The following is a 25,070-nucleotide window of genomic DNA, read 5'->3' as shown; positions in this document are numbered from 1 at the left end:
TCAGAAATCATGGGTGCGTGTCCGCGCCGGTGCAAGAGGCGGCGGCGAGGCGCCGAGGCGAGGGGGAGCGATGGGCCGGAGGGAAGAACTCGACGAGCGGCTGCGCCCGGACGGGGCCGTGCTGCTCACCGTGGAGTGCCAGCAGGGGGTCGTCGGCGCGGAGAGCGCCCTGCCCGAACTCGCCGCCGTCGCCCGGAAGTCGGGCGCTCTGGCCAACGTGGCCCGGCTCGTCGACGCCGCCCACGGCGCCGGCGTCCAGGTGGTGCACGCCGTCGCCGAGCGGCGCCCCGACGGACGCGGCTCCAACGGCAACGCGCGCCTGTTCCGGGCCGCGGCGCGGCTTCCCGTGCAGCAGTACAGCGGCTCCTCGGCGGTACGGATCGCGGAGCCGATCCAGGTGGCCGACGAGGACCTGGTGGTGCGGCGGCTGCACGGTCTGTCGCCGCTGGCCGGCACGGACGTGGACGCGCTGCTGCGCAACCTCGGATGCCGGACCCTCGTCGTGACCGGCGTGTCCGCCAACGTGGCCGTGCCCAACGCCGTCTTCGACGCGGTCAACCTGGGCTACACCGTCGTCGTGCCCGAGGACGCCATCGCGGGGGTGCCGGCCGACTACACCCCCGCGATGATCCGCCACACCCTCTCCCTCGTCGCCACCATCGCGACCACCGACGACCTGCTCGCCGCCTGGAAGGCGCCGAGGCGTCCGGCCACCGGGCCCGCGGGGGCGGCCGGCGGCGCCGGCCGGGGGTAGGCCTCCGGCTCAGCCGAAGGAGATCTCCTCGCCCTTCACCTCGATCGGCTCCGGCGGCAGCGAGGACGTCGCCGGACCCGACTTCACGCTGCCGTCCGAGATGTCGAACCTGCTCTGATGGCACGGGCAGACGATCACGCCGTCCTTCACCTCGCTCACCGCGCATCCCGCGTGCGTGCACTTCGACGAGAACGCCTTGAACTCCCCGGCCTTCGGCTGGGTGATGACGATCCCCTTGCCGGCGAGGACCTTGCCGCCGCCCACCGGGATCTCCCCGGTCGTCGCGAGCGGACCCTCCGGAGCGCCGTCCGCGCCCCCCGTGCCGGTGTCGCCCTCCGCGTTCGTCCCGCCCCCGCAGGCGGTCAGTGCCGCCGCCGCGAGTCCCGCCCCGCCGGCCGCGACCACGGTCCGCCGTGCCACTCCGCTCATGCCTGCCCCTCTCGATGCACCGCTGCGTGTTCCGGGAGCGACGGTAGACGGAGTTGCTGTGACGTACGCCCTGTTCGGCACAGACTCCCCCCAGCTGCCTTACAGTCTGCATGAGAGTGTCCGAACCTGGACATCCAGTAGGTGAAGTGTCAAGCCGCCGAGGATCCGGCGGGGACCGGCGCGGCCGGAACGGAGGCGGCGGCATGCGGACGGGGTCGGTCGGCGCCCATCACGTACGGGCCGTGGTCCTGGGCGCCCAGCGGCGCGGGGTGGACGCCGGGCCGCTGCTCGCGCGCGCCGGACTGCCGGCCGAACTCCTCGCGGAGCCCGGCGCGGGCGGACCCGACCGCGTGCCCTCCGCGCGGTTCGGACGACTGGTCCGGCTGGTCTGGGCGAGCCTCGACGACGAGCTGATCGGCTTCGGCGGCGCGCCCACCCGGGTCGGCACCTTCGCGATGATGGGCCACGTCGTCGTCCACGGCAGCCGCGACCTGCGCGAGGCCCTGCACCGCGCCCGGGCCTTCTACTCCCTCTTCCCCGGCGGGCCCGGCTTCCGGCTCGTCGAACCGGCCGCGCCGACGGGGGAGTGCGACGGCCCCGACGAGGCCCGGCTGGAGTTCGACGTCTCCGGGTACGACGACCCCCTCCACTTCGGCGTCGAGGCCACCGTCCTCGTCGCCCACCGCTTCGCCGGCTGGCTCGTCCGCCGCCGGATCGGCCTGCGCCGGGTCGAGTTCGCCCACGCCGCGCCGCGCCACTCCGCCGAGTACGCCCCGCTGTTCGGCGCCCCCTGCGTCTTCGGCGCCCGGCGCACCGCCGCCGTCTTCGACCGCGCCGACCTCGACGAACCCGTCCTGAGGGACGCGGACGCGCTCAAGGGCTTCCTCCGCCGCGCCCCCGACGCGATGCTGGTCTGCTCGGAGTGGGGGAGCAGCGCCACCGGGCGGGTGCGCCACCTCATCGGGCGGGCGCTGCCGGCCGGGCCCGTGCCCACCCCGGAGGAGCTGGCCGAGCGGCTCTCGGTCAGCCCGCAGACCCTGCGCCGTCGCCTGGCCGCGGAGGGCACCACGTACCAGCGGGTGCGCGACCAGGTGCGGCGGGATCACGCCATCGCGGAGCTCACGGCGGGACGGGTCTCCATCGAGCGGCTCTCCCGGCGGCTCGGCTTCTCCGAACCCAGCGCCTTCCACCGGGCGTTCCGCCGCTGGACCGGCGAGACCCCCCGCGCCTACCGGGTCCGGGACGGCGACGCCGCCCCCGGCTCCGTACCCCCGCCCTCGTCGACGCGCGGTCAACAAGGCTGAGCGGTACGGTCACAGCCGCCGTCCGCCGCCCGGCCTACCGTCCCGCCATGACCGAATTCGACCGGTCCGGGGCCGTGCCGCGCCCCGGCCGACACGGTGGCCGGAGCGGTCCCCGGTGAGGGCGGGCCGGGTCCTCGGCGCCGTCCTCGGGACCGGCGCCCTGCTCTGTCTGCTCGCGGGAGTGGCCGTCACCGCCCTCGGCGTCCGGGTCGACGGGTCGAGCATGGACCCGACCCTGCGCCCCGGCGACCGGATCCTCGTCTCGCCGGGCTCGGAGGGGCGGGTGCGCCGCTTCGACGTGGTCCTGCTGCGCGGCGGCCGGCAGGACTCCCTCATGGTGAAACGGGTGATCGGCCTGCCCGGCGACCGGGTGGCGATCGCGTCGACCGGCGAGGAGCCCTTCCAGGTCCTGCTCCAGGAGGGCGGCGAGGGGCCCGTGCGCCGGGTGGTCGCGGCCCAGTGGGCCGACCGCGCCCACCGCGCGGGCACGTGCTGCTCGGCGGAGGGCACCCGGTCGGCGCGCGCGGAGCTGCGGACCGTACCGGAGGGCGCCTTCTTCTATCTGGGCGACAACCCCGATCTCTCGGACGACTCCCGCCAGTACGGCTGGGGCGCGATCGACCGGGTGGAGGGACGGGTCGGACTGCGCGCCTACCCCGTCTCCGCGGCGCCGGGCCTCGGCAACCGGCCCGTCCTGGAGGAGTACGCGGGTCCCCCGCCGCCGTAGGAGGGCGGCCGGCGCGACGGGTTCAGGCGCGTGCCGTGCCCGCCGGGAGCCGCTCCGTGCCGGTGCTGAGGGCGACGCGTACCGCCGTGTCCGCGATGCGGCGGGCCGACTCCTCGGGGGAGGCGGTGGCCTGGACGACATGACTCGCCGTCAGGCGGACCGCCGTGTCCACCGCCAGCTCGCGCGCGACCGGGTCGATCGAGGGCCAGGTCTCCGCCACGTAGGTCCCGGCCATCGCCGTCGCCAGCTCGAAGGCGGCGGCCGACCGGGTCGTCAGATAGGGGAGGAGGCCGCCCTCGCCGGTGCTCGTCAGCATCGCCTTGATGAGCGGATTGCGGCCGGCCAGCGTCAGCGTGAAGCCGACGGCCGCCTCCACGGCCGCGCGGAGGTCGTCCGGGTGCGCGTCCAGGCCCTGCTGGATGCCGACCAGGCAGCGCTCCAGCTCGCGGTGGAACAGGGCCTCTCCGACCGCCTCCTTGGACGGGAACTCGGAGTACAGGGTCTGTCGGCTGACGCCCACGTCACCGGCGAGGTGCGCCATGCGCAGCTTGTCGAAGCCGTGCTTCGCGACCCGCTCGAAGGCGGCGTCCAGCAGGCGTTCGCGCAGCAGTGTCCGGACGGTCTCCCTGAAGCGTGCCATCGCGCCAGCCTAGAGCAGCTCCCGGACCCGCCAGAGGTGGCGACGGATCCATGAAGAGTGTCCGAACTATTGACACAACTTCTTGGAGTGTCCAATTCTCGAACAGGCATCAGCTGAGTGTCCGTCGTCCTCGGCCTCCGGCCCCGGACGTCCGGCCGTCCCCCGTCCCCGCCCCGCGCCCTCCGCGCGGACCGAAGGTTGGAGAACCCTCGTGCAGAACGAACCCAGAGGCGTCACCCGCTGGCGCAGATCGGCCTTCCTCGCCGTCCCCGCCTGCGCGGCGGTCGCGGCCATGGCCACCGCGATGGTGCAGGGCGCCCTCGCGGCGAACCTCTCCCTGACCAGCGTGCCGTTCACCCTCAGCTCCAAGACGGTGGCGGCCCCCCAGGGCATCGGCGCGGTCATGCACACCATCGACGCCGGCGGCGCCAAGGGCGCCGCGCAGGTCGGCATCGCCAAGGCCGGTCTCGACGGGATCTGCGTCCACGCCACCCAGTCGGTCGACCTCCCGGTGATCGGCAGCCTCGGCACCTGGTCGCTCAACATCTCCTCGCCCGCCGCCCCAACCCCGCTCACCAGCGACCAGCTGGTCAACGGCGCCGGGCTCCAGGCCAACAAGCTCATCCTCGACGCGCAGGCGCTCAAGGCGGCGACCGCCACCCTGAACGCCGGCGACGCCACCCCGAACGTCATCGGCGCCGCGGCCGACGGCGCCGGCATCAAGGCCACCGGCATCCAGGACGGCTCCGCGGGCCAGTTCGGCCTCGACGCCACCGGTGGCCGCACCGACATCAGCAACCTGAACGCCGACGCGAACGGTGCCACGATCGCCGGAGCCATCACGCTCCCGGACCTCGCGATCGCCATCAAGCACGGCGACACGGGCTGCTGACACCCCCTCCGCACCGCGTGAGCACCACCGCGCGACCGCACCAGCGCACCACCGCACCACCGCACCACCCGGACCGGGACGGCGCGCCACCGCGGGGCGCGCCGCCCCGGGACCGCCCGCCCGCTCGCCCCACCCTCCGTCGAACGCCCCTGCGAGGTCCCTGTGAGGTCCCTGTGACGACCATCGACCCGCCCGCCTCCGAGCCCCCCGGGCCGCCGCTCTCCGCCCCGGCCCGAGCCCGTCGGGCCTTCCGCCGCTGGCGCCGCACCCGGCCGTTCTGGGCCGCGACGTGGACCGCCCTCGGCGGATTCGTGATCTTCTTCCTGCCGATGGCCCCGCTGGGCCGGATCCTCCAGGTCGGCGTCGGCGGCATCGCCGGCATGGCGGGCGGCGTCGTCATCATGGCGATGGCCCTGCTCGTCCTCGCCCTGCCGAGCCAGCGCCACACCGCCGGCACCATCGCCGTCATCGCCGGTGTGGCCTCGTTCCCCCTCTCCAACCTCGGCGGTCTCTTCGTCGGAATGGGCCTCTCCGTCCTGGGCGGCGCCATGGCCTTCGGCTGGCTGCCCGAGAAGCCCGCCCGGCGCGGCGGCGGTCTCCTCCGCCGGCGTCCCCGCGCCACCGACGGGACCCCCGTGTCCCCCGCGTCCGTAGGGAGCGGCTCCGCATGAACCCCCTCCACGCAGGCCCCCGCAAGGCGGGCGGTCCGCTTGCCCGGCTCGGGTCCGAAGGCGTCCGCGCCGCCGCCGACTGGAACGCCCGGATGCTCGCCGAGGCCGCCGACGGCACCCGCCGAGGCACCCGCTGGGGCCGCGGCGCCCTCGCCCTCGTCCCCTCCTGCCTCGCCGTCGGCGCGCTCGGCGCAGCCCTCGCGCAGGGCGCCCTCGCCGCCAACTTCAGCGTCACGGGGCAGCCGTTCACCCTCACCTCCAACGGCGTCTCCGGCAGCGGCTTCGGCGCCATCGTCAACACCCCCGCCGTGGGCCGCCCGGACGGCACCTCCACCACCGACACCGCGATGGCGCGGGTCGGTTTCGCCAGTGCCGGCCTGGCCGGACTGTGCGGGATCGTCCACCAGTCGATCGCGGGGGTGCCGTACTCGCTCCTGCTGACCGGCGGTCAGAAGGTGACCGCGACCCCGCCCGCGACCTTCACCACCGACATCGACGCCTCGAACCTCTACATCCAGGCCACCGAGCTCCAGGCCTACGGCCCCACCACCCTCCAGAACGCGGTCCTCGGGCAGTCCGCCGACCAGGTCACCGTCGCCGGCAAGCCGCTGACCGGCGCGCTCCCCGGCGGCTTCGGCCTCGGCTCGGCCGGCGGCGAGGGCGGCAGCTCCATCAAGCTGCACGGGCTCAACGCCACCGCGTACGACGCCGAGATGGCCGGAGCGCTGGTGCTGCCCGACCTGAGGCTGAAGGTCGTCGCCGGAACGGCCACCACATGCTGAGCCGGGCGAGCGCGGCGTACGCCCGGATCTCCGCCGCCCACGCGTGGTTCCGGGCCTTCCGCCGCACCCGCCCGTTCTGGGGCGGGGTCTGGATGGTGGCCGGCGGCTGGACCGTGCTCAAGTTCTCGCTCAGCTCGGTGCAGCTCATCGTCAGCACCGGCTTCGGCGGCGTCGCCGGCTACCTCGTGGGCGGCGGGATGATCCTCTGCGGACTGATCCCGCTCGCCGCCCCCCGGCAGCGGTACACCTTCGGGCTCATCGGCTGCGTCCTCGCCGTGGTCTCGCTCGTCGTCTCCAACCTCGGCGGCTTCCTCCTCGGCATGGCCCTCGGCGTCCTCGGCGGCTCCATGACGGTCGGCTGGGGCGCCAGGCGACCGCGGGCGGCACGCGCCGCCGGGGGCGTACCCGAGGCGGTGGAGGGATGACAGGCGCACGGGGGAGGCGCGAGACGGTCGCCGTCGTGGCCGCGCTGCTGCTCGCCGTCGCCACCGCCCTCGCCTCCGGGCGGCCGAGCAGCGCCGCGGGACGGCCGCCCGCCGCGGTGGAACCGCTCGGCGTCCCGTTCCTGCCCAGCCCGTACCCGCTGCGCGTGACGATCGACAGCATGGTCGCCGTCTCCCTGACCGTCGACAAGGGCGTCACCATCCGGCTCTCCGACGGCACCACCCGGGTCACCAACAAGTACACCTTCACCAAGCTGAAGATCCGCTCGCACATGAACGTCACCCAGCGGGCCGACGGCCACACCCTCGTCATCGACGTGCCGGACGAGGGCTCGCTCGGCGGCTACGACAGCGCCGGCAAGCCCGAGACGACCACGATGTGGGGGACCATCACCCACGTCTGCGTCCGGGTCCTGTTCAAGATCTGCGGGGTCCAGGGGCTGCTCGACTTCTTCGGCTCGCTCATCCCGCTGACCGCGGGCGCCGAGGAGTTCGAGGGCGACATCTACGCCATCCGGACCGTCGACGACCACGCCGCCCTCGACTCCACCGACAACCCCGTCCACCTCCCCGGAACGATCACGGTGACCACGCCATGAGCCGTCAGGAACCGCCCCGTCCCGAGGGGCGCACCCACTGGTGGCGCACCCTCGCCGTCGCCGTCCCCGCGCTCCTCGCCGCCGGCGGGCTCGGCTCGGCGATGGCCACCGGCGCGCTCGCCGTCGGCCTGCGCGTCCAGGACCGGCCCGTCGGCTTCACCACCGGCAGCCTGTACGGGACGCAGTACGGCGCGGCCGTCGTCGACCAGGAGGTCGTACGGCCCGACGGCACGGCCGGCAGCGTGCGGGTGCTGCGGATGGGCTTCGCCGACGGCGTCCTCAACGGGCTCTGCATCAGCCGGCTCCAGCAGATCGCGGGAGCCACGTACACCCTGCTGCTCACGCTCGGCGACGACGACCCCGGCTCCTGGGAGATCCGCACCCGGAACACCGTCCTCGACCTCAGGAACGCGACCGGGGAGCTCGACATGGACGGCATCGTCGACCTCAACGTCAACGGCGCCGACGTCCGCACCGTCAAGGACGCCTCCGGCGCCTACGTCCCCAACCCGCTGGGCGCCCCGCAGCACCGCTTCGGCATCCAGGCCCGCTACGCCAAGTTCGACCGGATCACCGGCACCGCGCAGGACTTCCAGATCCCGGGGCTGCTCACCACGCCCGGGCTCAGGCTCTCCGTGAGGCCCGGCGCGGTCGCCTGCCCCGCCCCGGCCGCCCCCACCGGGACCCCGGGCACGCCGTGAGGCCGGCCGAGGAGGGCGAGCGGCCGGGCGAGGAGGTCGCCGACCGCGCCGGTTCCCGGCCCGCGGCGGCGCCGGCCGGGTGGGCTCAGTCGACCGGCTCACCGGGCTGGTCGTGGGTGGCGCAGTGGATGCCGCCGCCTCCGGTGGCGATGGTGTCGATGTTCACCTGTACGACGTCCCGCTTGGGGAAGTGCTCCCGGAGGATGCCCCGGGCGCGGTCGTCGGCCTTCCGGTCGCCGAACTTGGGCATGTACACCGCGTCGTTGCCGACGTAGAAGTTCGCGTAGGTCGCGAGGAAGTCGTCGCTGTAGCCCGAGATCCGGTCGGGGTCGGGCTGCGGGAGGTCGACGACCTCGAAGCGGCGGCCCTTCGCGTCGGTCGCCTCGCCCAGCACGGACGCGGCCTCGTCCGAGGAGCGCGACCAGGAGTCGGCGGGCGTGCCGGGGAAGGCCCGGTCGAGGAGGACCACTCCGGGGGCGGTGAACCGGACGAGGCTGTCGACGTGCGCGTCGGTGATGTCCTCGCCGCGGACCCCCTTCAGCCAGATCACCTTCTCCATGCCCAGGAGCTCCTTGAGGTCGGCCTCGATCTCGGCGCGGCTCATGCCCGGGTTGCGGTTGTCGTTGACGATCGAGCTCTCGGTGATCAGGAGGGTCCCCTCGCCGTCCGTCTCGAAGGAGCCGCCCTCGGCGACGAGGGGCGCCTCCTCGCGGGGGATCCGGTACTTGGCGAGCAGCTTCCGGCCGACCTGGGCGTCGTTGGCGTGGACCTGCTTCCCGCCCCAGCCGTTGAAGCCGAAGTCGACGCCGACGACCTCTCCGGCCTCCTCGACGAAGACGGGGACGGTGTCCCGCGCCCAGAGGTCGTCGACGGCGAGCGGGATGACCTCGACGTCGGATCCGCAGGCCTTCTGGGCGGCGGCCAGCTGGTCCGGCCGGGCCATCATCACGACGTACTCGTACGCGGCGATGGCCCGGGCCACGCGGGCGATGTCCTTCCGTACGTAGGGCAGGTCCTCGCCCCAGACGGACTCCAGGGCCGGCCACGACATGAAGGTGCGGGCGTGGCTCTCCCACTCGGCGCCCAGGCGGCGGTCCACGTCGGTGCCGGTGCGGGCGGTCGGGCGGCCGGCGGTGGTCGGGGTGCCCGAGCCGCCGGTGCCGTCGGGGCCGCAGGCCGAGGTGCCGAGGGCGAGTGCGCCGATCCCGGCGAGCACCCGCAGGGCGGAGCGGCGGGAGGGACGGAAGTCGGACATCGGGGTCTCCGATCGTGGGGGCGCGGGACCAGGGCAACAGAGTGCACGGAGGGGCTGTCGGATCCCTGGCATCGACGGGTCGGACGTGGCTGTCGTGTCGCCGGTCCGGTCGCCACCCTGTCACTGACTGAAAATTCAGTCAAACTTGATGGGAGATGATCGGCGGACGCCCTCGCGTGGCGGCGGGTGCCCTGGCGCGGCCGGGGGATGTGCCCGCGTCGCCGGGACCCCGGGCGGCGGGGGGTGCCCTGGCGCGGCGGGGGCTCTTGCGCGGCGGGGGCTCTTGCGCGGCGGGGATGCCCTGGTGTGGCGGGGGCCTCGCGCGGCGGGGGCGTCCGTCGTCATCGGCTCAGCCGCTCGATCTCGATGGTGACCGCCTCCTTCACCAGTTCGCGGGCGTGGGGCAGGGGGAGCGCGCCGCTGAGCCAGCGGGTGCTGAGCCCTTCCAGGAGGCCGGTGAGCCGTTCCGCGGAGGCCGTGAGCGCGGGTGCGGGGGCCGTGGGCCGGACGCCGCCCAGCAGGTCCGCGACATCGTGGATCCAGGTCAGCGTCGCCCTGGCCAGGTCGCCGCGCAACTCGGGCTCGAAGACCGCGCTGGCGCGCAGCTCCCCCCACGCCGTGCTGTTCTCGCGGACCTCGGCGAGGTCCTGGAACTCCAGCAGCAGCGACTGCTCCAGTTCCTGCCGGGGGTCGTGGGGGGCGCCGGCGCCCTCCTCGCCGGAGGTGTACCGGTCGGCCCGGTCGCTGATGAACTCCAGGGTGTGCCGCAGGACCCCGGCCCGGTCCCCGAAGTGGTAGTAGATCAGCGCGGTGGACACCCCCGCCTCGGCGGCCAGTTCCTCCATGCGCAGGCCGCGCACCCCCCGCCGGGCTATGACCCGGGCGGCGCCTTCCAGGATGGCGTTTCGGCGGTCCGTCGCCACGTGTGATCCCCTCCCGTGCGGTCTGAACCACCAGTGTCGCATGTTGACTGAATCTTTAGTTAGATGCACGATGCGCCCGGTGCGTCCGTCGACCCGCGCCCTTCGTTCCGCCCCGTCGAAAGAGCCCCCGTATGTCCGCTCAGCTTCCTGGTGCCCAGCCCGCTCACGCGGCGCTGACGGCCGACGACCCGCGAGAGATCGGCGGCTACCGCCTCCAGGCGCGGCTGGGCTCGGGCGGCATGGGCGTGGTGTACCTGGCGCACACCCCGGGCGGTCGCCCCATCGCCCTGAAGGCGGTGCGGGAGGAGTTCGCGGGGGATCCCGAGTTCCGCCTGCGCTTCGCCCAGGAGGTGGCCAGCGCCGAGCGCATCCACGGCCTGTTCACCGCGCAGGTGGTCGCCTCGGGCGTGGACGCCCCCACTCCGTGGCTCGCCACCGCCTACGTCCCCGGACCGTCGCTGCACGAGGTGGTCCGGCGGCACGGGCCGCTCCCGGTGCGCACGGCCCTGCCGCTCCTGGCCGGGATCGCCGAGGCGCTGGAGGCGATCCACCGGGCCGGCGTCGTCCACCGCGACCTCAAGCCCGCCAACGTACTGATCGCGGAGGACGGCCCCCGGGTCATCGACTTCGGCATCGCGCGGGCCGCCGACGCCGTCGCGCTGACCGGAACGGGCCTGCGGATCGGCACCGCCGCCTTCATGGCCCCCGAGCAGGCGCTGGGCGGGCCGGTCTCCCCGGCCACCGACGTCTTCGCCCTCGGCGCGCTCATCGCCTACGTGGTGAGCGGCGAGGCGCCCTTCGGGGCGGGACCGGAGTCGGCCGCCCTGTACCGGGTGGTCCACGAGCAGCCGGACCTCACCCGCGTCCCGCAGGACCTGCGGTCCCTGTCGTCCTGGTGCCTCGCCAAGCGGCCCGAGGACCGTCCGTCGCCGGCGGACCTGATCGCGGCGGTCCACGCCCACCCTCTGGTGGGGGGCCGCCCCGAGTTCGGGGAGGGGTGGCTGCCGTGGTCGGTCGGCGGCGAGGTGGCGGGACGGGCCGTCCGTCCGGAGCCGGTGCACGCGCAGCCGACGCTGGCCGCGCCGGCCGCGGCTGCGGCGCCTGCTCCGGTCGCCGGTCGCGTCCTGGCGGCCGGGGCTCCGGCCGGGGTTCCGGCGGGGGCCGGGGCGGGGGCCGTGGCCGCGGTGCCGGTCGCCCGGTCCGAGGCCGGGCGCTCCGCCGCCCCCTCCTCGCGCCGGGCGCGCCGGGGCAGGCGGCGACCGGTCGTGTGGGGGCTCGCCCTGTCCGCGCTCCTCGTGGCGGTCGGCGGCTCGGTGTACCTCCTCGGCCCGTCGCCCGGTCCGGACCCGGTCTCCTCGCCGCCCGCCTCCTACGACCGGGTCGGCACGGAGGTCACGCTCACCGCCCCGGACGACAGCTACGAGTTCGACCTGAAGGCCCGGAAGGTCGTGCCCACGGACACGGCGGGCTGGTACCTGGCACGGGACCGGTCGGAGTTCGTCCTGCCCGAGGACGGCGACGCCTTCGTCTCGGAGGGCGGCGAGCTCGACCCCGCCGACTGCGTGCGGGGCGTCGACACCGAGCCGGTCACCCGGATCGCCTTCGCGGACCTGGCCGGCGAACGCCCCTTCTGCATCCGCGGCGCGGACGGCCGGGACCTCGTCGTCGTGTGGCTGCTGGAGGCCGGGACCGACGGCGGACCGGTCACCGCGGCCTTCGAGCACTACCGCCGGAGGTAGGCGGCGGCCGGCCTTCGAGGGGGCGAAGCGGGCCTTCGGGTACGGGACTTGGGCCGGTGGGCGGGGCCTTTCCGGGGCGGCCGCCGGGAGCCGGAGCTCCGTCGGCCCTGCGCGTACGGGAGCGTGCGGCCCGTCCCGCCTCCGGCGTCCGGTGGGCGGGCGGGGCCCGGTAAGGTTCGGACCATGGCGTCTCGCAGTACTCAGATCCTCGAAGCGGCCGCCCGGGTGATCGCCCGGCGCGGGGTCCGTGGCCTGCGCGTGGAGGAGCTCGCCGCCGAGGCGGGCGTGTCCACCGCGCTGATCTACTACCACTTCAAGGACCGCAACGGCATCCTGCTCAAGACGCTGGAGTTCATCAACGACCGCGCCGAGCGGTACACGACCGAGCGCGACCCGGACGCCCCGCCGCTCAGCCCGCGCGAGGAGCTGGAGCACACGCTCCTGCTGGAGCTCCAGGACACGACCGAGGTCCGGGAGAACAGCAGCGCCTGGGGCGAACTGCGGGCCAGCGCCGTCTTCGACGACGTGCTGCGCGAGGACCTGACGCGGGCCACGCTGGTCTGGGTCCAGGAGGTCGCCGCCCTGCTCGGCCAGGTCCGGCCGATGGCCCCGGCGGTCGCCCTCGCGGGGGCCGCCGAGCGGCTCACCGCCCTCCTGGAGGGGCTGAGCATGCGCTGGCTGAGCGGCACGCTCCAGATCTCCCACGCCCGGGCCCTGATGAGCGAGGGCATCGAAGCCGAGGTCGAGCGACTCGGCCGTCGCCCGTGACGCAGGGCGTGCCCCCCGCCCGCCCGGCGGGCTCCGCCGCCTGATCGGCGCCGCGTCCTCCCGGGGCGCGTACTTCTGGCCCGGACGCGTACGTCCGGTCTGGGCGCGTACGTCCGGCCCGGGGTGCCCCCGTCCCGGCCCGGACGCGATCCGGTCGACGGGTCGGCGCCACGGCCGCCCGTTCTCGTGGGCCGGGCATGAGCCCGCACCGCGTGACGTAGCGACATGGCGACGTAGCGACGTAGGCGGCGAGGTAGGCCCCTCTCCCGTGTTCCGTGTTCCTCGGACGCGGGCCGGTTCGTCTCCCGAATCTTGACTGATATTTCAGTCAGTGGAACAGTGGCCGCGCACCCCACCTCCGACTCCATGGAAAGGAAGGGACGCCATGCCACTGACCCCGACCGAGCGGGACCGGCTGCTCCTCTTCACCGCCGCCGAACTCGCCCGGACCCGACGGACGCGCGGGCTGCGCCTCAACGTGCCCGAGGCGACCGCGCTGATCGCCGACACCGTCTGCGAGGCCGCGCGGGACGGTCTCCGCCTGGCGGAGGCGCTCGACCGCGGCCGTTCCGTCCTCGGCCCGGACGACGTGCTTCCCGGTGTCACCGACGTCGTCACGGAGATCCAGGTCGAGGCGGTGTTCGAGGACGGCACCCGGCTCGCCGTCGTCAGCGCCCCGTTCGGCGAGGTCGAGCCCGGCGACGGCGCCCCGGGGGCGGTCCTGCCCCACGCGGACGCGGTGCCGGCGCCGGAACCGGCCCTCACCCTGCGCGTCCGCAACACCGCGTCCGTCCCGGTGAGCGTGACCTCGCACTTCCACTTCTTCGAGGCCAACCCCCGTCTGGACTTCGACCGGTCCGCCGCCTACGGCATGCGGCTCGCGGCCCCGGCCGGCGCGTCCACCCGCTTCGATCCCGGAGCCGCCGCGGAGGTCGGGCTCGTCCCGATGGGCGGCGCCCGCGTGGCGATCGGCTTCGCGGGGCTGGTCGACGGGCCGCTGGACGCGCCCGGCGCGAAGGAGGAGGCCCTGCGGCGCGCCGCCGCGTGCGGCTACCTGGGAGCGAAAGGTGCGGAGCGATGAGCAGGCCCGGCAGACACGGCGACCACTGCGCGCCCGGCGAGAGCCGCCACATCGACCCGTACGAGTACGCCTCCGTGCACGGCCCCCGCGCGGGGGACCGCGTCCGGCTCGGGGACTCCGGGCTGGTCGTGCGGGTGGAGTCGGACGCCCAGCGACCAGGGGACGAGTTCCTGGCCGGTTTCGGCAAGACCGCCCGCGACGGCATGCACCTGAAGGCGGCGGCCGTCCGCGAGACCTGTGACGTCGTCATCAGCAACGTCCTGCTGATCGACGCCGTGCAGGGGATCCGCAAGGTCTCCATCGGCATCCGCGAGGGCCGGATCCACGCGATCGGGCGGGCCGGCAACCCGGACACCCTCGACGGCGTCGACGTCGTGGTCGGCACCGGCACGACCATGATCCCGGGCGAGGGGCTGATCGCCACCGCCGGTGCGATCGACACCCACGTCCACCTGCTCTCCCCCCGGATCATGGAGGCCTCGCTCGCCAGCGGCGTCACCACGATCATCGGCCAGGAGATCGGGCCCAGTTGGGGCGTCGGCGTGAACTCCCCGTGGGCCCTGCGGCTCGGGTTCAGCGCCTTCGACGCCTGGCCGGTCAACATCGGCTTCCTGGCCCGGGGCTCCTCCTCGGACCCGGCTCCGCTGGTCGAGGCGCTCGCCGAGGGCGGGGCGTCCGGTTTCAAGGTGCACGAGGACATGGGCGCGCACACCCGGGCGCTGGACACGGCGCTGCGGGTGGCGGAGGAGCACGACGTCCAGGTCGCGCTGCACTCGGACGGTCTGAACGAGTGCCTGTCGGTGGAGGACACCCTCGCGGTGCTGGAGGGGCGTACGATCCACGCCTTCCACATCGAGGGGTGCGGGGGCGGGCACGTTCCCAACGTGCTGAAGATGGCGGGGGTGCCGAACGTGATCGGTTCCTCGACCAACCCCACCCTGCCCTTCGGCCGTGACGCGGTGGCCGAGCACTACGGGATGATCGTCTCCGTCCACGACCTGAAGACCGATCTGCCCGGTGACGCCGCGATGGCGCGCGACCGGATCAGGGCCGGGACGATGGGGGCGGAGGACGTCCTGCACGATCTCGGCGCGATCGGGATCACCTCCTCCGACGCGCAGGGGATGGGAAGGGCCGGCGAGACCGTACGCCGGACCTTCGCCATGGCCGGGAAGATGAAGGCCGAGCTCGGGCCGGTGGACGGCGACGGCGCCCACGACGACAACGCCCGGGTGCTGCGCTACCTGGCCAAGCTGACCATCAACCCCGCCATCGCCCACGGCCTTGCCCACGAGATCGGCTCCGTCGAGGTCGGCAAGCTGGCCGACATCGTGCTCTGGCGGCCCGAGTTCTTCGGCGCCAAACCACAGCTGGTCATCAAGAACGGCTTCCCCGCCTACGGCGTCACGGGTGATCCGAACGCCGCCACCGACACCTGTGAACCGCTCGTCCTCGGCCCGCTGTTCGGCGCCCACGGCGCCGCCCCGGCCGAGCTCTCCGTCGCCTTCGTCAGCGGCGCCCACGCCGCCTCCGGTTCCGCGGGCTCGCCCCACGACCTCCTGCGTACCCGGCGCAGGCGGGTGGCCGTGCGCGGGACCCGCGGCATCGGCCCCGCCGACCTGGTGCGCAACGCCCGCCTCGGGCAGGTGGACGTCGACGCGCGCACCGGCCTCGTGACCCTCGACGGCGATCCGGTGCGCTCGGAGCCCGCGCAGCGGGTCTCCCTGAGCCGGCTGTACTTCCTCTGAGGTCCCCGGACCTCCTCCCACCGACCCACCGACCCACCGACCCACCGACCCACCGACCCACCGACCCACCGACCCACCGACCCACCGACCCACCGACCCACCGACCCACCGTGAAAGCCGCGTCCTCACTCTTGACTGAATTTTCAGTCGGGAGGAGGATGCTCTTCACACCGCGTACCCGTCCCCTCCCAGCGCGCCAGGCCGAGCCGCCGCCGACGGGTACTTCTGGCGAAGAGATAGAGAGACCCGTGATGACTGCATTCCGTATGCCTGCCGAGTGGTCCGAGCACGAGGCGTGCCTCATGGCCTGGCCCGTCCGCGAGGACCTGTGGGGCAGCGTGCTGGACGACGTCAAGGACGAGTACGCGAACGTCGCCCGCGCCATCGCGGCGTTCGAGCCCGTCACGATGGTCGCGCCGCCCGGCCACGGCGACGAGGCCAGGGCGAGGTGCGGCGACGGCATCACCGTCATCGAGCTGGCGCAGGACGACTCGTGGTTCCGCGACTCCGCCCCGCTCTTCGTCCTCGACGACGACGGCAACCGCGCGGGCGTGGACTTCCGCTTCAACGCCTGGGGCCGCAAGCACCACCCGTACGACTCCGACGACCGGGTCGGCGCGCTGCTCCTGGAGCACCTGGGCGTCGACCGCATCGCCTCCGGCATGATCCTGGAGGGCGGGGCGATCACCGTGGACGGCGAGGGCACGCTCATCACCACGGAGCAGTGCCTGCTCCACACCAACCGCAACCCCGGCCTGAGCCGCGAGCAGATCGAGGCCGAGCTGAAGGCCCGGCTCGGCGTGGAGAAGGTCGTCTGGCTGCCGTACGGCGGTCTGCTCGACACGGAGACCGACGGGCACGTCGACGGCGTCTGCGCCTTCGCCGCCCCCGGCACCGTCGTGGTCTCCCTGCCGGACGACCCCGACCACCCGGACTTCGCCCGCATGCGCGCCAACCGCGCGGTCCTGGAGGCGACCCGCGACGCCCGCGGCCGCCGCCTGGAGATCATCGACGTGCCCCAGACCGCGTTCGCCGACATGCCGGACGGCGAGGTCGAGGTCTCGTACCTCAACTACTACGTCGCCAACGGCGGCGTCGTCGTCCCGGTGGCCGGTCTGCCCCAGGACGAGGCCGCCCTCGCGGTGATCGCCTCCGCCCACCCCGGACGCGAGGTCGTCCCGGTGCGCGCCGTCGCGATCGCCTACGGCGGTGGCGGAGTGCACTGCATCACCCAGCAGGTGCCGGCCGCCGGCGCCTCCGCGTGACGCCTCCCGCCCCCCGCCCCTCCCGAGTCCGCCGCTGACGGGCCGGCCTCCCGCCCCTCCCGAGTCCGCCGCTGACGGGCCGGCCCCGCGGCCCGTCACTCCCGTATCCCTCACGGAAAGACAGCGCGACGATGACGACACCTCCCTCCCGGATCCGCAGACGGCCCTCCGGCCGGCACGGCCGGACCGCCGCCGCGACAGCGGTCCTGTCCGCCCTCGCCCTCCTGGCGGCCTGCTCCGGCCCGCCCAAGGGCGGCACGGGCGGCGTCGAGGCCCGGCTCTCCGCCTCCACGCCCCCCGCCCGCGCCGAGATCGACTCCTTCACCTGGGCCCTCTACGCCGAGCCGCCCACCCTCGACTACACGGTCGCCTTCGACTACCCGCAGAACACCGTCCTGTCCAACGTGTGCGAGAGCCTCATGCGCTGGACGCCGCAGCTCACCCTCGAACCGGGGCTCGCCCGGCAGGCGGTCAACCCGGACCCGCTCACCTGGGTCTACGACCTGCGGTCCGGCGTCCGCTTCCACGACGGGCGGACGATGACCGCCGACGACGTCGTCTTCAGCCTGGGCCGGCAGACCGACCCGAAGAACGCCGCGGCCTGGGCGCAGGTCTTCCGGAACGTCGCCTCGGTCCACGCCACCGGCCCCCTCCAGGTCACCGTCCGCCTCAAGCGGCCCGACTCCCAGTTCCCGCAGTACATGGCCACCGCCGCCGGCGTGGTCGCCTCGAAGGCGGGCGTCGAGGCGGCGGGCAAGGACTACGGCACCACCGGCGGCCTCGCCTGCACCGGCCCCTTCCGGCTCGGCGCCTGGCAGAAGGGACAGTCCATCGAGCTGGAGCGCTTCGACGGCTACTGGGGCGCCGAGGCCAAGGCGAGGAAGGCCGTCTTCCGCGTCCTCACCGACCCCTCCGCCCGGACCAACGCCATGCTCAGCGGCGAGATCGACGGCGGCTACCTGATCCCCACCGAGAGCTACGCCCGGCTCCGGGAGAGCGGCGTCGGAACCCTGTACTTCGGCGAGGGCCTCAGTACCGTCAACGTCAACGTCACCGACATGAAGGGCGCGCTCGGCGACGTACGGGTCCGCCGGGCGCTCTCCCTCGCCCTCGACCGCTCCGGCTTCGTCAAGGCCGGACTCGGCGGCGCCGGCACCGTCACCGGCTCCCTCACCACCCGCGCCGCCTGGGGTGCCGCGCCCGAGAGCGCCCTCAGGGCCGCCTTCGACGGACTGCCGCCCACCGAACCGGACATCGAGAAGGCCAAGGCCCTGATCAAGGAGGCCGGCGCCACCGGCAAGACCCTGACCATGGTCACCAGCCCCATCGGCCAGGACGTCTCGCTCCTCGCCACCGCCGTCCAGGCCGCCGGCACCCGCATCGGCCTCGACATCCGCCTCAAGACGGTCGCCCCGAACGCCTTCACCGCGCTGTTCACCGACCCCCGGGCGCGCGAGGGCGTCGACATGTTCCCCCTCACCCTCTACAACTCCATCACCGACCCGCTCGACCTCCTGGCCAACTTCAAGACCGGCGCCTACCTCAACTACGCGGGCCACAGCGACAAGCGGTACGACGCCCTCGTCGACCGGGCCGCCGCCGCGTACGCGCCCGCCGAGCGGATGGAGATCGAGGCCCAGCTCAACCGGCTCGCCGCCGAACGGTTCCTGTGGATACCGGTCGCCGAGTGGCCCACCTCGGTCTTCCTCAACAAGAGGATCACCGGCGCCCCCACGACCATCGCGTACATGTACCGGCCGTGGGCCGCCTCCGTGGGGGCCGGGCAGTGAGCTTCGTCCGCTTCGCCGTGCGGCGCGTGGCGGAGATGGCCGTGACCCTCCTCGCCGCCTCGTTCGTGGTCTTCGGCGCCCTCTACCTGGCCCCCGGCAACCCGGCGAGCTTCCTGCTCGCCGGCCGCTCGGCCTCACCCGACGCGCTGGCCGCGATCAACGCCCAGTACCACCTGGACGACCCCTTCGCCGTCCGCTACCTGCGCTGGCTCGGGGACGTGGTCCAGGGCGACTTCGGGCGCTCCCTCACCTACCGCACCGACGTCTCGCGCCTCCTCGCCGACCGGCTGCCGACCACCCTGCTCCTCATCGGCATGGCGCTCGTCGTGGTGGTCGTCGTCGGACTGCTGCTCGGCCGGATCTCCGCGGTCCGCGGCGGCGCCACCGACACCGCCGTCCTGGTCGGCACGACCTTCGCCGTCGGCACCCCGTCGTTCGTCGCCGCCGTGCTGCTGCAGGGCGTGTTCGCCGTCCAGCTGGGCTGGTTCCCCAGCAGCGGCGCGGGCGACGGCTTCCTCGACAAGGTCCGGCACCTCACCCTGCCCGCGATCGCCCTCGCGCTCTACCTCATCGGCATGCTCGCCCGGGTCACCCGCTCCGCCATGCTCGAAGCCCTCGACAGCGAGCACGTCACGGTCGCCCGCAGCCGGGGCGTGCCGGAGCGCCAGGTCATCCGCCGCCACGTCTTCCGGAACTCGCTCGGCACCATCCTGACCACCGGCGGCCTCATCGTCTCCACCCTGCTCGTCTGCACGATCCTCGTGGAGACCGCCTTCAGCATCGGCGGAGTCGGCCAGCTCCTGGAGCTGTCCACCTCGACCAAGGACTTCCCGACCGTCCAGGCGATCTCCCTGATCATCGTCGCTCTCTTCATGTCCGTGAACCTCGTCGTCGACCTGCTGCTGCCGCTGGTCGACCCGCGGATCACGCTCGGAACGAGGAGCTCCTCCGCATGACCGCCGTCCTGACGCGCCGCCCGGGCCTCGCCCGGCTCCGTACCGCCCGGTCCCCGCTCCACCTGTTCTGCCTCGGCCTCGCCGGCCTCGTCACCGCCGCCGCCCTGTTCGCGCCCTGGACCGTCCCGTACGACCCCAACGCGGTCGACCTCGGCAACGCGCTCGCGGGCCCCTCCGCCGAGCACCCGCTCGGCATCGACGCCGCCGGCCGCGACACCCTCTCCCGGCTGCTGCTCGGCGCCCGCACCTCCCTCCTCGGGCCGTTCGGCGTCGTGCTCTTCTCCACCCTCGCCGGCCTCGCGATCGGCATGGCGGCGGCCTGGCGCGGCGGCCGGCTCGACTCCGTCCTCTCCCGCTCCACCGAACTCGTCTTCGCCTTCCCGGGGATGCTGCTCGCGATCCTGGTCATCTCGATCCACGGCGAAGGGCTGCTCGCCCCCGTCATCGCGCTGTCGCTCGCCTACCTGCCGTACGTCAGCCGGCTCACCCGCTCGCTCGTCCTCGCCGAACGCGCCCGCCCCTACGTGAGCGCCTACCAGGTCCAGGGCCACTCGGCGCTCCAGATCTGCCTGCGCCACGTCCTGCCCAACATCGCCCCCGTCGTCCTCGCCCAGTCCACCATCAACTTCGGCTACGCGCTCATGGACCTGGCCGGCCTGTCCTTCCTCGGCCTCGGCGTCCCCGCCCTCACCCCGGACTGGGGCCGCATGGTCTTCGACGGACAGACCGCGGTCCAGCACGGCTACCCGCTCTCCGCGGTCCTGCCCTGCGTGTGCATCGTGCTGACCGTCGTCGCCTTCAACGTCGTCGGCGAGCGCTGGGCCGACCGCGTCGCCAGGAGAGACCGATGACCCCCACGAGACCCCCGCACGCGCTCGACGTCCAAGGGCTGCGGATCACGCTGCCCGGCACCGCCCGCCCCGTCCTCGACGGCGTCGACCTGCACGTCGCGGCCGGCGAGACCGTCGCCCTCGTCGGCGAGTCCGGCTCCGGCAAGTCCCTCACCTCGCGCGGCGCCCTCGGCCTGCTGCCCCCCGGCGCCGTCGCCGAGGGCCGGATCCGGGTCCGTGGTCACGACGTGCTCGCCATGAAGCCCGAGCAGCTGCGCGCGCTGCGCACCGACACCGTCGCCATGGTCTTCCAGGATCCCCGGGCCGCCCTCAACCCGATGCGCCGCATCGGCGACTTCCTCACCGAGGGCGTCACCCTCACCCGGAGCGCGAGCCGGGCCGAGGCCACCGCCCGCGCCGGCGAACTCCTGCGCGCGGTCGGCCTGGAGGAGTCCGCGCTGCGCAAGTACCCCGGCCAGGTCTCCGGCGGCATGCTGCAACGCGTCATGATCGCCGCCGCCCTCATGGGCGACCCCGAACTCCTCCTGGCCGACGAGCCCACCACCGCGCTCGACGTCACCACCCAGGCCGAGGTCATCGCCCTCCTCGCCGAACTCCGCGTCCGCTTCCGCACCGGACTCCTCTTCGTCACCCACGACCTCGACCTCGCCGCCGCCATCGGCGACCGCGTCTACGTCATGTACGCCGGACGGATCGCCGAGAGCGGCCCCGCCGAAGCCCTCTTCGCCCGGCCCCGGCACCCGTACACCGCCGCCCTGCTGGCCTCCGCCCCCCGCCTCGAAGCCCCCGGCGGTCGGCTCGCCGCCATCGACGGGCAACCCCCCGACCTGCGGCGGGCACTGCCCGGCTGCCCGTTCGCCGCCCGATGTCCCCTCGCCACGGAAGTCTGCGAGCGGCAGGTGCCCGAGCGGCGGGCCGCGCCCGGACTCCCGACCCACCAGGCGGCCTGCCACCACACCGACCGGCTCGAAGGGAGCCCCGTCGATGCCCGATAACGCCCTGGAGGCCGTCGGCCTCCACCGCGCCTTCGGGAGCGTCGCCGCCGTCGACGACGTCTCCTTCGTCCTTCCCGAGGGCGGCTCCCTCGGCATCGTCGGGGAGTCCGGCTCCGGCAAGACCACCACCGCCCGCATCGTCGTCGGACTGGAGCGGGCCGACGCCGGGGAGGTACGCGTCCGGGGCCGGGACCGGACCGCCGGCCGCGGCAGGGCCGGGCGCCTGGCCCGCGCCCGCGAGGTCCAGATGGTCTTCCAGGACCCGTACCTCTCCCTCGACCCCCGCACCAGCGTCGAGCAGGTGCTGCGCGAGACCCTGCGGCTGCACTTCCCCGGCACCGACCACGACCGGCGCGTCCGCGAACTCCTCGACCAGGTCGGCCTGGGCACCCGGGCCGCGGATGCCCGCCCCCGGCAGCTCTCCGGCGGCCAGCGCCAGCGGGTCGCCCTGGCCCGCGCCCTCGCCGTCGAACCGGCCGTCCTCGTCCTGGACGAGGCGGTCGCCGCGCTCGACGTCTCCGTACAGGCCCAGATCCTCAACCTGCTCGCCGACATCCGCGAACGGACCCGGATCGGCTACCTGTTTATCACCCACGACCTCGGCGTGGTCCGCCATGTCACCGACGACGTCATCGTCATGCGCCGGGGGCGCGTCGTCGAGGCCGGCCGCACCTCCGAGGTGCTCGCCGCGCCCGAACACCCCTACACCCGCCTGCTGCTGGAATCGGTGCCCCGCCCCGGCTGGGACCCCGCCGCGATCGCGGCCGCCCGCCGCGCGCTCTGACCCACGGCACCTCCTCCCGGGGGAGGAGGCCTCGGCGGCGTCCGGGCGGACGCCGCTCTCGTCGCCCGTGACGCCCGGCGGCGACGAAATCCGCAGTGAAATTTCAGTCGACTCCTCGCGTTCGAGGGATTGACTGAAATTTAAGTCAGTTCCTACGGTGTGCGCATCCGTCCGGCACGCCGGAGCCCGGACGCCGGACGGACTCTCGTGGAAGCACCCGTGAACAGGAGCCCGCATGGGGCCAGTTGCCTCGCAGACGAATGATCCCGCCCCCCTCGCCGGGATCGAGCAGCACTCGATCGACTGGGTGCCCCTCTCGGAACGACACGGCAGACCGTCGGACGTCGGAGCCATCTGGTTCGTCGGCAGCCTCAACCTCACCGGCCTGGCGACCGGCGTCGTGACGCTCTCGCTCGGGGCCTCGCTGGTCTGGACGGTGATCGCCACCGTCCTCGGCTCCCTCTTCGGCACGTTCTTCATGGCGTTCCACTCCGCGCAGGGGCCCCAGCTCGGTCTGCCCCAACTCGTGCAGTCCCGGCCCCAGTTCGGCTACCTGGGCGCCGCGCTCACGGTCTGGGTGTTCGCCCTGGTCAACTACGTCGCCTTCAACACCTCCGACGCGCTGCTGTCCGGCCAGGCCATGAACCTGCTCACCGGCATGCCGAACACCGTCGGCTACCTCCTGGCCGCCGGGGTGGCGACCGTGATCGCCCTGTTCGGGTACGAGTGGATCCACCGCATCAACGGGTGGCTCACCTGGCCGTTCGTCGTGATCACCGCGGCCGTCACGGCGGCCGCCCTCTTCGGCGGCGGACTGCCGGACGGCGTCTGGACGCCGGGACCCTTCGAACTCGCCCCGTTCATGCTCGTGTTCGTCTTCGTCGCCGGATTCCAGCTGGGCTGGGCGCCGTACGTCTCGGACTACTCGCGCTACCTCAGACCCGACGTCCCGGTCCGCAGCACCTTCTGGTGGACCTACCTGCCGAGCGCGGTCTCCGGGATCTGGGTCTTCGTCCTCGGCGCCGTCGTCTCGGCCGGCGCTCCCGAGGGAACCGACCCCGTGACCGCCCTGAAGCTCGCGGCGGACCGGCTGTTCGACGGATTCGGCACCCTCGCGGTCGTCGTCCTGCTGGTCGGACTGCTCTCCATCATGGCCGTCAACCAGTACGGCGGCAGCCTCACCATGATCTCGATCCTGGACTCCTTCCGCCCGGTCAAGCCGACGCGGACGCTCCGGATCGCGACGATCGGCATCATGCTGGCCGCCGTCGGCACCGTCTCCACCCTCGTCGGCATCGACCAGTTCAACTGGTTCTTCGCCCACGTGGTCGTGGTCCTGACCTACCTCTTCATCCCCTGGACGGCCATCAACCTGGTCGACTTCTTCTTCGTCCGGCGCGGTCAGTACGTGGTGAAGGAGATCTTCAACCCCCGCGGGATCTACGGCCGGTGGGGCTGGCGCGGCAACCTCGCCTACGCGATCGGCCTCGCCTGCATGACCCCCTTCATGGTCATCACCGGCCTCTTCGTCGGGCCCGCCGCACGGCTCCTCGGCGGCGTCGACTGCTCCCTCCTCGTCGGCCTGCCCGTGGCCGGCGGCCTCTACTGGGCCTTCGCCCGAAGCCTCGACCTGGCCACCGAGCGCCGGATGGTCCGGGAGGAGGGGCTGCTGGACCGACTCCACTGACCGCACCCACCCGCACCTACCCGCACCTCCCGTACCCCCCGTACCCACGGAACCTCGGAGAGAAGGAGCACCACGTGAACGTGAACGTGAACAAGGAACACGCGGGCGACCGCCCCGGCATCAGCCGCAGAAGCCTCCTCGCCCGCACCGGAGCGGTCGCGGCCGCCCTCGCGGCGGCACCGGTCCTCGGGGCCCAGCCCGCGATGGCCGCCTCCTGGCGCGTGCCGGGAGAGGACGAGTCGCACCGCAGGACCTGGATGGCCTGGCCGTCCAACTACACGATCTGGGGCAGCACGCTCTCCAGGATCCAGGCCGACATCGCCAAGCTCGCGAGGGAGGTCGCCAGGTACGAACCGGTCATCATGTGCGCGGACGGCTCCTCCGCCGCCTCGCAGGCCAGGAGCGCGTGCGGCTCCACGGTCACGGTGATCAGCTCGATCCCGGTCTCGGACTGCTGGATGCGCGACACCGGTCCGCTCTTCCGCGTCGACGACGCCGGCGGCCTCGACTCCTTCGGCCTGAACTTCAACGCCTGGGGCGAGAACGCCACCCGCTTCTACGGCATCCCCGCCTCCGCCTACGACAAGGACCGCGTGGTCGCCCAGCGGGTGGCCGCCTACGCGGGCGTCCCGTTCGCCAGGTCGTCCGCGGTCGGCGAGGGCGGCGGGGTCGAGTACGACGGCGACGGCACCCTCATGGCCACCGAGAGCTGCTGGGTGAACTCCAACCGCAACCCCGGCAAGACCCGCGCCCAGATAGAGGCGGAACTGCTCTCCCGCTTCGGTGCCTCCAAGATGATCTGGCTGCCGGGCGTCAAGGGCCAGGACGTCACCGACGGGCACATCGACGGCACCGCCCGCTACATCCGGCCCGGCGTCGTCATGGTCCAGCTCGCCGGAGCCGTACGGCCGGACGTGTGGACCGCTAACGCCCAGGCCATCCGCGACGTCCTGGCCGCCGCCACCGACGCCCGGGGCCGCCGCCTCCAGGTCCTCACCATCGAGGGCCCCGACACCCTGCCCCGGATCCCGTCGGGCCGCCGTGCCGAGTTCCTCAGCTCCTACATGAACTGGACGGTGACGAACGAGGCGATCATCACCACCCAGTTCGGCGACACCGCCAAGGACGCCGCGGCCAAGTCGGCCATCGCCGCCGCCTACGGCCGGCCGGTGGTCCAGCTCAACCTCGACAACCTCTACGGCAACGGCGGCGGAGGCGCCCACTGCGTGACCATGCAGGAACCGAGCCGCTGACCCACGGGCGCGGGCCCGCCCCCTCCCGGGGAC

25 protein-coding genes are annotated in these 25,070 nt (G+C 73.7%); 21 read left to right on the top strand and 4 right to left on the bottom strand.

The window, feature by feature from the left end; translation table 11 throughout:
• Positions 1–70: 70 nt before the first annotated feature.
• On the top strand, positions 71–754 hold the full coding sequence (locus ACFQ8C_RS24000) for a cysteine hydrolase (protein WP_383461116.1): 684 nt from the start codon (positions 71–73) through the stop codon (positions 752–754).
• 9 nt (positions 755–763) lie between these two features.
• On the opposite strand, the gene ACFQ8C_RS23995 is transcribed toward ACFQ8C_RS24000, so the two are convergent.
• Positions 764–1,183: a Rieske (2Fe-2S) protein gene (locus tag ACFQ8C_RS23995; RefSeq protein WP_383461114.1), complete on the bottom strand. Its 420-nt coding sequence runs from the start codon at positions 1,181–1,183 to the stop codon at positions 764–766.
• Between the two features lie 203 nt (positions 1,184–1,386).
• Between ACFQ8C_RS23995 and ACFQ8C_RS23990 the strand changes: the two genes are divergently transcribed.
• Both ACFQ8C_RS23990 and lepB read left to right on the top strand, forming a co-directional pair.
• Positions 1,387–2,487, top strand: coding sequence for an AraC family transcriptional regulator (locus tag ACFQ8C_RS23990; protein ID WP_383461111.1), 1,101 nt, complete (start codon positions 1,387–1,389; stop codon positions 2,485–2,487).
• A gap of 115 nt (positions 2,488–2,602) precedes the next feature.
• Positions 2,603–3,214, top strand: coding sequence for a signal peptidase I (gene lepB / locus ACFQ8C_RS23985; protein ID WP_383461108.1), 612 nt, complete (start codon positions 2,603–2,605; stop codon positions 3,212–3,214).
• Positions 3,215–3,236: 22 nt separating this feature from the next.
• Here the strand turns inward: lepB and ACFQ8C_RS23980 are convergent, their stop codons facing one another.
• Positions 3,237–3,854: a TetR family transcriptional regulator gene (locus ACFQ8C_RS23980; RefSeq protein WP_383461106.1), complete on the bottom strand. Its 618-nt coding sequence runs from the start codon at positions 3,852–3,854 to the stop codon at positions 3,237–3,239.
• Positions 3,855–4,065: 211 nt separating this feature from the next.
• Here ACFQ8C_RS23980 and ACFQ8C_RS23975 point away from each other — a divergent pair, with 211 nt between their 5' ends.
• The 6 genes from ACFQ8C_RS23975 (at position 4,066) to ACFQ8C_RS23950 (ending at position 7,942) form a co-directional block, all read left to right on the top strand.
• On the top strand, positions 4,066–4,746 hold the full coding sequence (locus ACFQ8C_RS23975) for a DUF6230 family protein (protein WP_383461103.1): 681 nt from the start codon (positions 4,066–4,068) through the stop codon (positions 4,744–4,746).
• A 173-nt stretch (positions 4,747–4,919) separates the two neighbouring features.
• Complete coding sequence (locus tag ACFQ8C_RS23970) at positions 4,920–5,417, top strand: DUF6114 domain-containing protein (protein WP_383461101.1); 498 nt, start codon at positions 4,920–4,922, stop codon at positions 5,415–5,417.
• Positions 5,414–6,199, top strand: coding sequence for a DUF6230 family protein (locus tag ACFQ8C_RS23965; RefSeq protein WP_383461099.1), 786 nt, complete (start codon positions 5,414–5,416; stop codon positions 6,197–6,199). Before ACFQ8C_RS23970 ends, ACFQ8C_RS23965 begins: the two co-directional genes overlap by 4 nt.
• The gene (locus ACFQ8C_RS23960; RefSeq protein WP_383461097.1) at positions 6,193–6,624 is read left to right on the top strand and encodes a DUF6114 domain-containing protein; all 432 of its coding nucleotides are present in this window, start codon (positions 6,193–6,195) and stop codon (positions 6,622–6,624) included. Before ACFQ8C_RS23965 ends, ACFQ8C_RS23960 begins: the two co-directional genes overlap by 7 nt.
• Positions 6,621–7,241 (top strand): hypothetical protein, encoded by a 621-nt coding sequence (locus tag ACFQ8C_RS23955; protein ID WP_383461095.1) that lies wholly within the window; start codon positions 6,621–6,623, stop codon positions 7,239–7,241. The genes ACFQ8C_RS23960 and ACFQ8C_RS23955 overlap by 4 nt, the downstream gene beginning before the upstream one ends.
• Positions 7,238–7,942, top strand: a complete 705-nt coding sequence (locus tag ACFQ8C_RS23950) for a DUF6230 family protein (protein ID WP_383461094.1) — start codon at positions 7,238–7,240, stop codon at positions 7,940–7,942. The genes ACFQ8C_RS23955 and ACFQ8C_RS23950 overlap by 4 nt, the downstream gene beginning before the upstream one ends.
• Positions 7,943–8,027: 85 nt before the next feature.
• On the opposite strand, the gene ACFQ8C_RS23945 is transcribed toward ACFQ8C_RS23950, so the two are convergent.
• The gene (locus ACFQ8C_RS23945) at positions 8,028–9,197 is read right to left on the bottom strand and encodes an agmatine/peptidylarginine deiminase (protein WP_383461092.1); all 1,170 of its coding nucleotides are present in this window, start codon (positions 9,195–9,197) and stop codon (positions 8,028–8,030) included.
• Between the two features lie 341 nt (positions 9,198–9,538).
• On the bottom strand, positions 9,539–10,162 hold the full coding sequence (locus tag ACFQ8C_RS23940) for a TetR/AcrR family transcriptional regulator (RefSeq protein WP_383461090.1): 624 nt from the start codon (positions 10,160–10,162) through the stop codon (positions 9,539–9,541).
• Positions 10,163–10,251: 89 nt separating this feature from the next.
• Between ACFQ8C_RS23940 and ACFQ8C_RS23935 the strand changes: the two genes are divergently transcribed.
• The 12 genes from ACFQ8C_RS23935 to ACFQ8C_RS23880 all read left to right on the top strand — a co-directional run bounded on the left by ACFQ8C_RS23935 (position 10,252) and on the right by ACFQ8C_RS23880 (position 25,037).
• Positions 10,252–11,859, top strand: coding sequence for a serine/threonine-protein kinase (locus tag ACFQ8C_RS23935; RefSeq protein WP_383461088.1), 1,608 nt, complete (start codon positions 10,252–10,254; stop codon positions 11,857–11,859).
• 183 nt (positions 11,860–12,042) lie between these two features.
• On the top strand, positions 12,043–12,627 hold the full coding sequence (locus ACFQ8C_RS23930) for a TetR/AcrR family transcriptional regulator (protein WP_383461084.1): 585 nt from the start codon (positions 12,043–12,045) through the stop codon (positions 12,625–12,627).
• A gap of 385 nt (positions 12,628–13,012) precedes the next feature.
• Positions 13,013–13,708, top strand: a complete 696-nt coding sequence (ureA, locus tag ACFQ8C_RS23925) for an urease subunit gamma (protein WP_383461081.1) — start codon at positions 13,013–13,015, stop codon at positions 13,706–13,708.
• A complete protein-coding gene (locus ACFQ8C_RS23920) occupies positions 13,705–15,456 on the top strand; it encodes an urease subunit alpha (RefSeq protein WP_383461078.1) in 1,752 nt (583 codons plus the stop codon). The genes ureA and ACFQ8C_RS23920 overlap by 4 nt, the downstream gene beginning before the upstream one ends.
• Positions 15,457–15,707: 251 nt before the next feature.
• Entirely contained in the window at positions 15,708–16,721 is a 1,014-nt protein-coding gene (locus ACFQ8C_RS23915) for an agmatine/peptidylarginine deiminase (RefSeq protein WP_383461075.1), read from the top strand.
• A gap of 131 nt (positions 16,722–16,852) precedes the next feature.
• A complete protein-coding gene (locus ACFQ8C_RS23910; protein ID WP_383461073.1) occupies positions 16,853–18,511 on the top strand; it encodes an ABC transporter substrate-binding protein in 1,659 nt (552 codons plus the stop codon).
• Entirely contained in the window at positions 18,508–19,467 is a 960-nt protein-coding gene (locus ACFQ8C_RS23905; RefSeq protein ID WP_383461071.1) for an ABC transporter permease, read from the top strand. Before ACFQ8C_RS23910 ends, ACFQ8C_RS23905 begins: the two co-directional genes overlap by 4 nt.
• On the top strand, positions 19,464–20,318 hold the full coding sequence (locus ACFQ8C_RS23900; RefSeq protein ID WP_383461068.1) for an ABC transporter permease: 855 nt from the start codon (positions 19,464–19,466) through the stop codon (positions 20,316–20,318). Before ACFQ8C_RS23905 ends, ACFQ8C_RS23900 begins: the two co-directional genes overlap by 4 nt.
• Positions 20,315–21,313: an ABC transporter ATP-binding protein gene (locus ACFQ8C_RS23895; RefSeq protein WP_383461065.1), complete on the top strand. Its 999-nt coding sequence runs from the start codon at positions 20,315–20,317 to the stop codon at positions 21,311–21,313. The genes ACFQ8C_RS23900 and ACFQ8C_RS23895 overlap by 4 nt, the downstream gene beginning before the upstream one ends.
• Positions 21,303–22,097, top strand: coding sequence for an ABC transporter ATP-binding protein (locus tag ACFQ8C_RS23890; protein WP_383461064.1), 795 nt, complete (start codon positions 21,303–21,305; stop codon positions 22,095–22,097). The genes ACFQ8C_RS23895 and ACFQ8C_RS23890 overlap by 11 nt, the downstream gene beginning before the upstream one ends.
• A gap of 235 nt (positions 22,098–22,332) precedes the next feature.
• Positions 22,333–23,784: a purine-cytosine permease family protein gene (locus ACFQ8C_RS23885; protein WP_383461062.1), complete on the top strand. Its 1,452-nt coding sequence runs from the start codon at positions 22,333–22,335 to the stop codon at positions 23,782–23,784.
• Between the two features lie 74 nt (positions 23,785–23,858).
• Positions 23,859–25,037, top strand: coding sequence for an agmatine/peptidylarginine deiminase (locus ACFQ8C_RS23880; protein WP_383461060.1), 1,179 nt, complete (start codon positions 23,859–23,861; stop codon positions 25,035–25,037).
• Positions 25,038–25,070 lie beyond the last annotated feature (33 nt).

This window comes from Streptomyces sp. NPDC056503, from assembly GCF_042794995.1.
In the GTDB taxonomy this organism is placed as follows: Bacteria; Actinomycetota; Actinomycetes; order Streptomycetales; family Streptomycetaceae; genus Streptomyces.
Note: the sequence above shows the minus strand (reverse complement) of the source record. Positions and strands in the feature narration are given on the sequence as shown.

What these genes read in the sequence shown, in the direction of transcription:
- ACFQ8C_RS23910 (WP_383461073.1), top strand. Translation starts at nt 16,853, where the DNA reads ATGACGACACCTCCCTCCCGGATCCGCAGACGGCCCTCCGGCCGGCAC.
- ACFQ8C_RS23920 (WP_383461078.1), top strand. Translation starts at nt 13,705, where the DNA reads ATGAGCAGGCCCGGCAGACACGGCGACCACTGCGCGCCCGGCGAGAGC.
- ACFQ8C_RS23900 (WP_383461068.1), top strand. Translation starts at nt 19,464, where the DNA reads ATGACCGCCGTCCTGACGCGCCGCCCGGGCCTCGCCCGGCTCCGTACC.
- ureA (WP_383461081.1), top strand. Translation starts at nt 13,013, where the DNA reads ATGCCACTGACCCCGACCGAGCGGGACCGGCTGCTCCTCTTCACCGCC.
- ACFQ8C_RS23935 (WP_383461088.1), top strand. Translation starts at nt 10,252, where the DNA reads ATGTCCGCTCAGCTTCCTGGTGCCCAGCCCGCTCACGCGGCGCTGACG.
- ACFQ8C_RS23945 (WP_383461092.1), bottom strand. Translation starts at nt 9,197, where the DNA reads ATGTCCGACTTCCGTCCCTCCCGCCGCTCCGCCCTGCGGGTGCTCGCC.
- ACFQ8C_RS24000 (WP_383461116.1), top strand. Translation starts at nt 71, where the DNA reads ATGGGCCGGAGGGAAGAACTCGACGAGCGGCTGCGCCCGGACGGGGCC.
- ACFQ8C_RS23990 (WP_383461111.1), top strand. Translation starts at nt 1,387, where the DNA reads ATGCGGACGGGGTCGGTCGGCGCCCATCACGTACGGGCCGTGGTCCTG.
- ACFQ8C_RS23890 (WP_383461064.1), top strand. Translation starts at nt 21,303, where the DNA reads ATGCCCGATAACGCCCTGGAGGCCGTCGGCCTCCACCGCGCCTTCGGG.
- ACFQ8C_RS23885 (WP_383461062.1), top strand. Translation starts at nt 22,333, where the DNA reads ATGGGGCCAGTTGCCTCGCAGACGAATGATCCCGCCCCCCTCGCCGGG.
- ACFQ8C_RS23940 (WP_383461090.1), bottom strand. Translation starts at nt 10,162, where the DNA reads ATGCGACACTGGTGGTTCAGACCGCACGGGAGGGGATCACACGTGGCG.
- ACFQ8C_RS23960 (WP_383461097.1), top strand. Translation starts at nt 6,193, where the DNA reads ATGCTGAGCCGGGCGAGCGCGGCGTACGCCCGGATCTCCGCCGCCCAC.
- ACFQ8C_RS23980 (WP_383461106.1), bottom strand. Translation starts at nt 3,854, where the DNA reads ATGGCACGCTTCAGGGAGACCGTCCGGACACTGCTGCGCGAACGCCTG.
- ACFQ8C_RS23930 (WP_383461084.1), top strand. Translation starts at nt 12,043, where the DNA reads ATGGCGTCTCGCAGTACTCAGATCCTCGAAGCGGCCGCCCGGGTGATC.
- ACFQ8C_RS23915 (WP_383461075.1), top strand. Translation starts at nt 15,708, where the DNA reads ATGACTGCATTCCGTATGCCTGCCGAGTGGTCCGAGCACGAGGCGTGC.
- ACFQ8C_RS23965 (WP_383461099.1), top strand. Translation starts at nt 5,414, where the DNA reads ATGAACCCCCTCCACGCAGGCCCCCGCAAGGCGGGCGGTCCGCTTGCC.
- ACFQ8C_RS23955 (WP_383461095.1), top strand. Translation starts at nt 6,621, where the DNA reads ATGACAGGCGCACGGGGGAGGCGCGAGACGGTCGCCGTCGTGGCCGCG.
- ACFQ8C_RS23995 (WP_383461114.1), bottom strand. Translation starts at nt 1,183, where the DNA reads ATGAGCGGAGTGGCACGGCGGACCGTGGTCGCGGCCGGCGGGGCGGGA.
- ACFQ8C_RS23950 (WP_383461094.1), top strand. Translation starts at nt 7,238, where the DNA reads ATGAGCCGTCAGGAACCGCCCCGTCCCGAGGGGCGCACCCACTGGTGG.
- ACFQ8C_RS23895 (WP_383461065.1), top strand. Translation starts at nt 20,315, where the DNA reads ATGACCCCCACGAGACCCCCGCACGCGCTCGACGTCCAAGGGCTGCGG.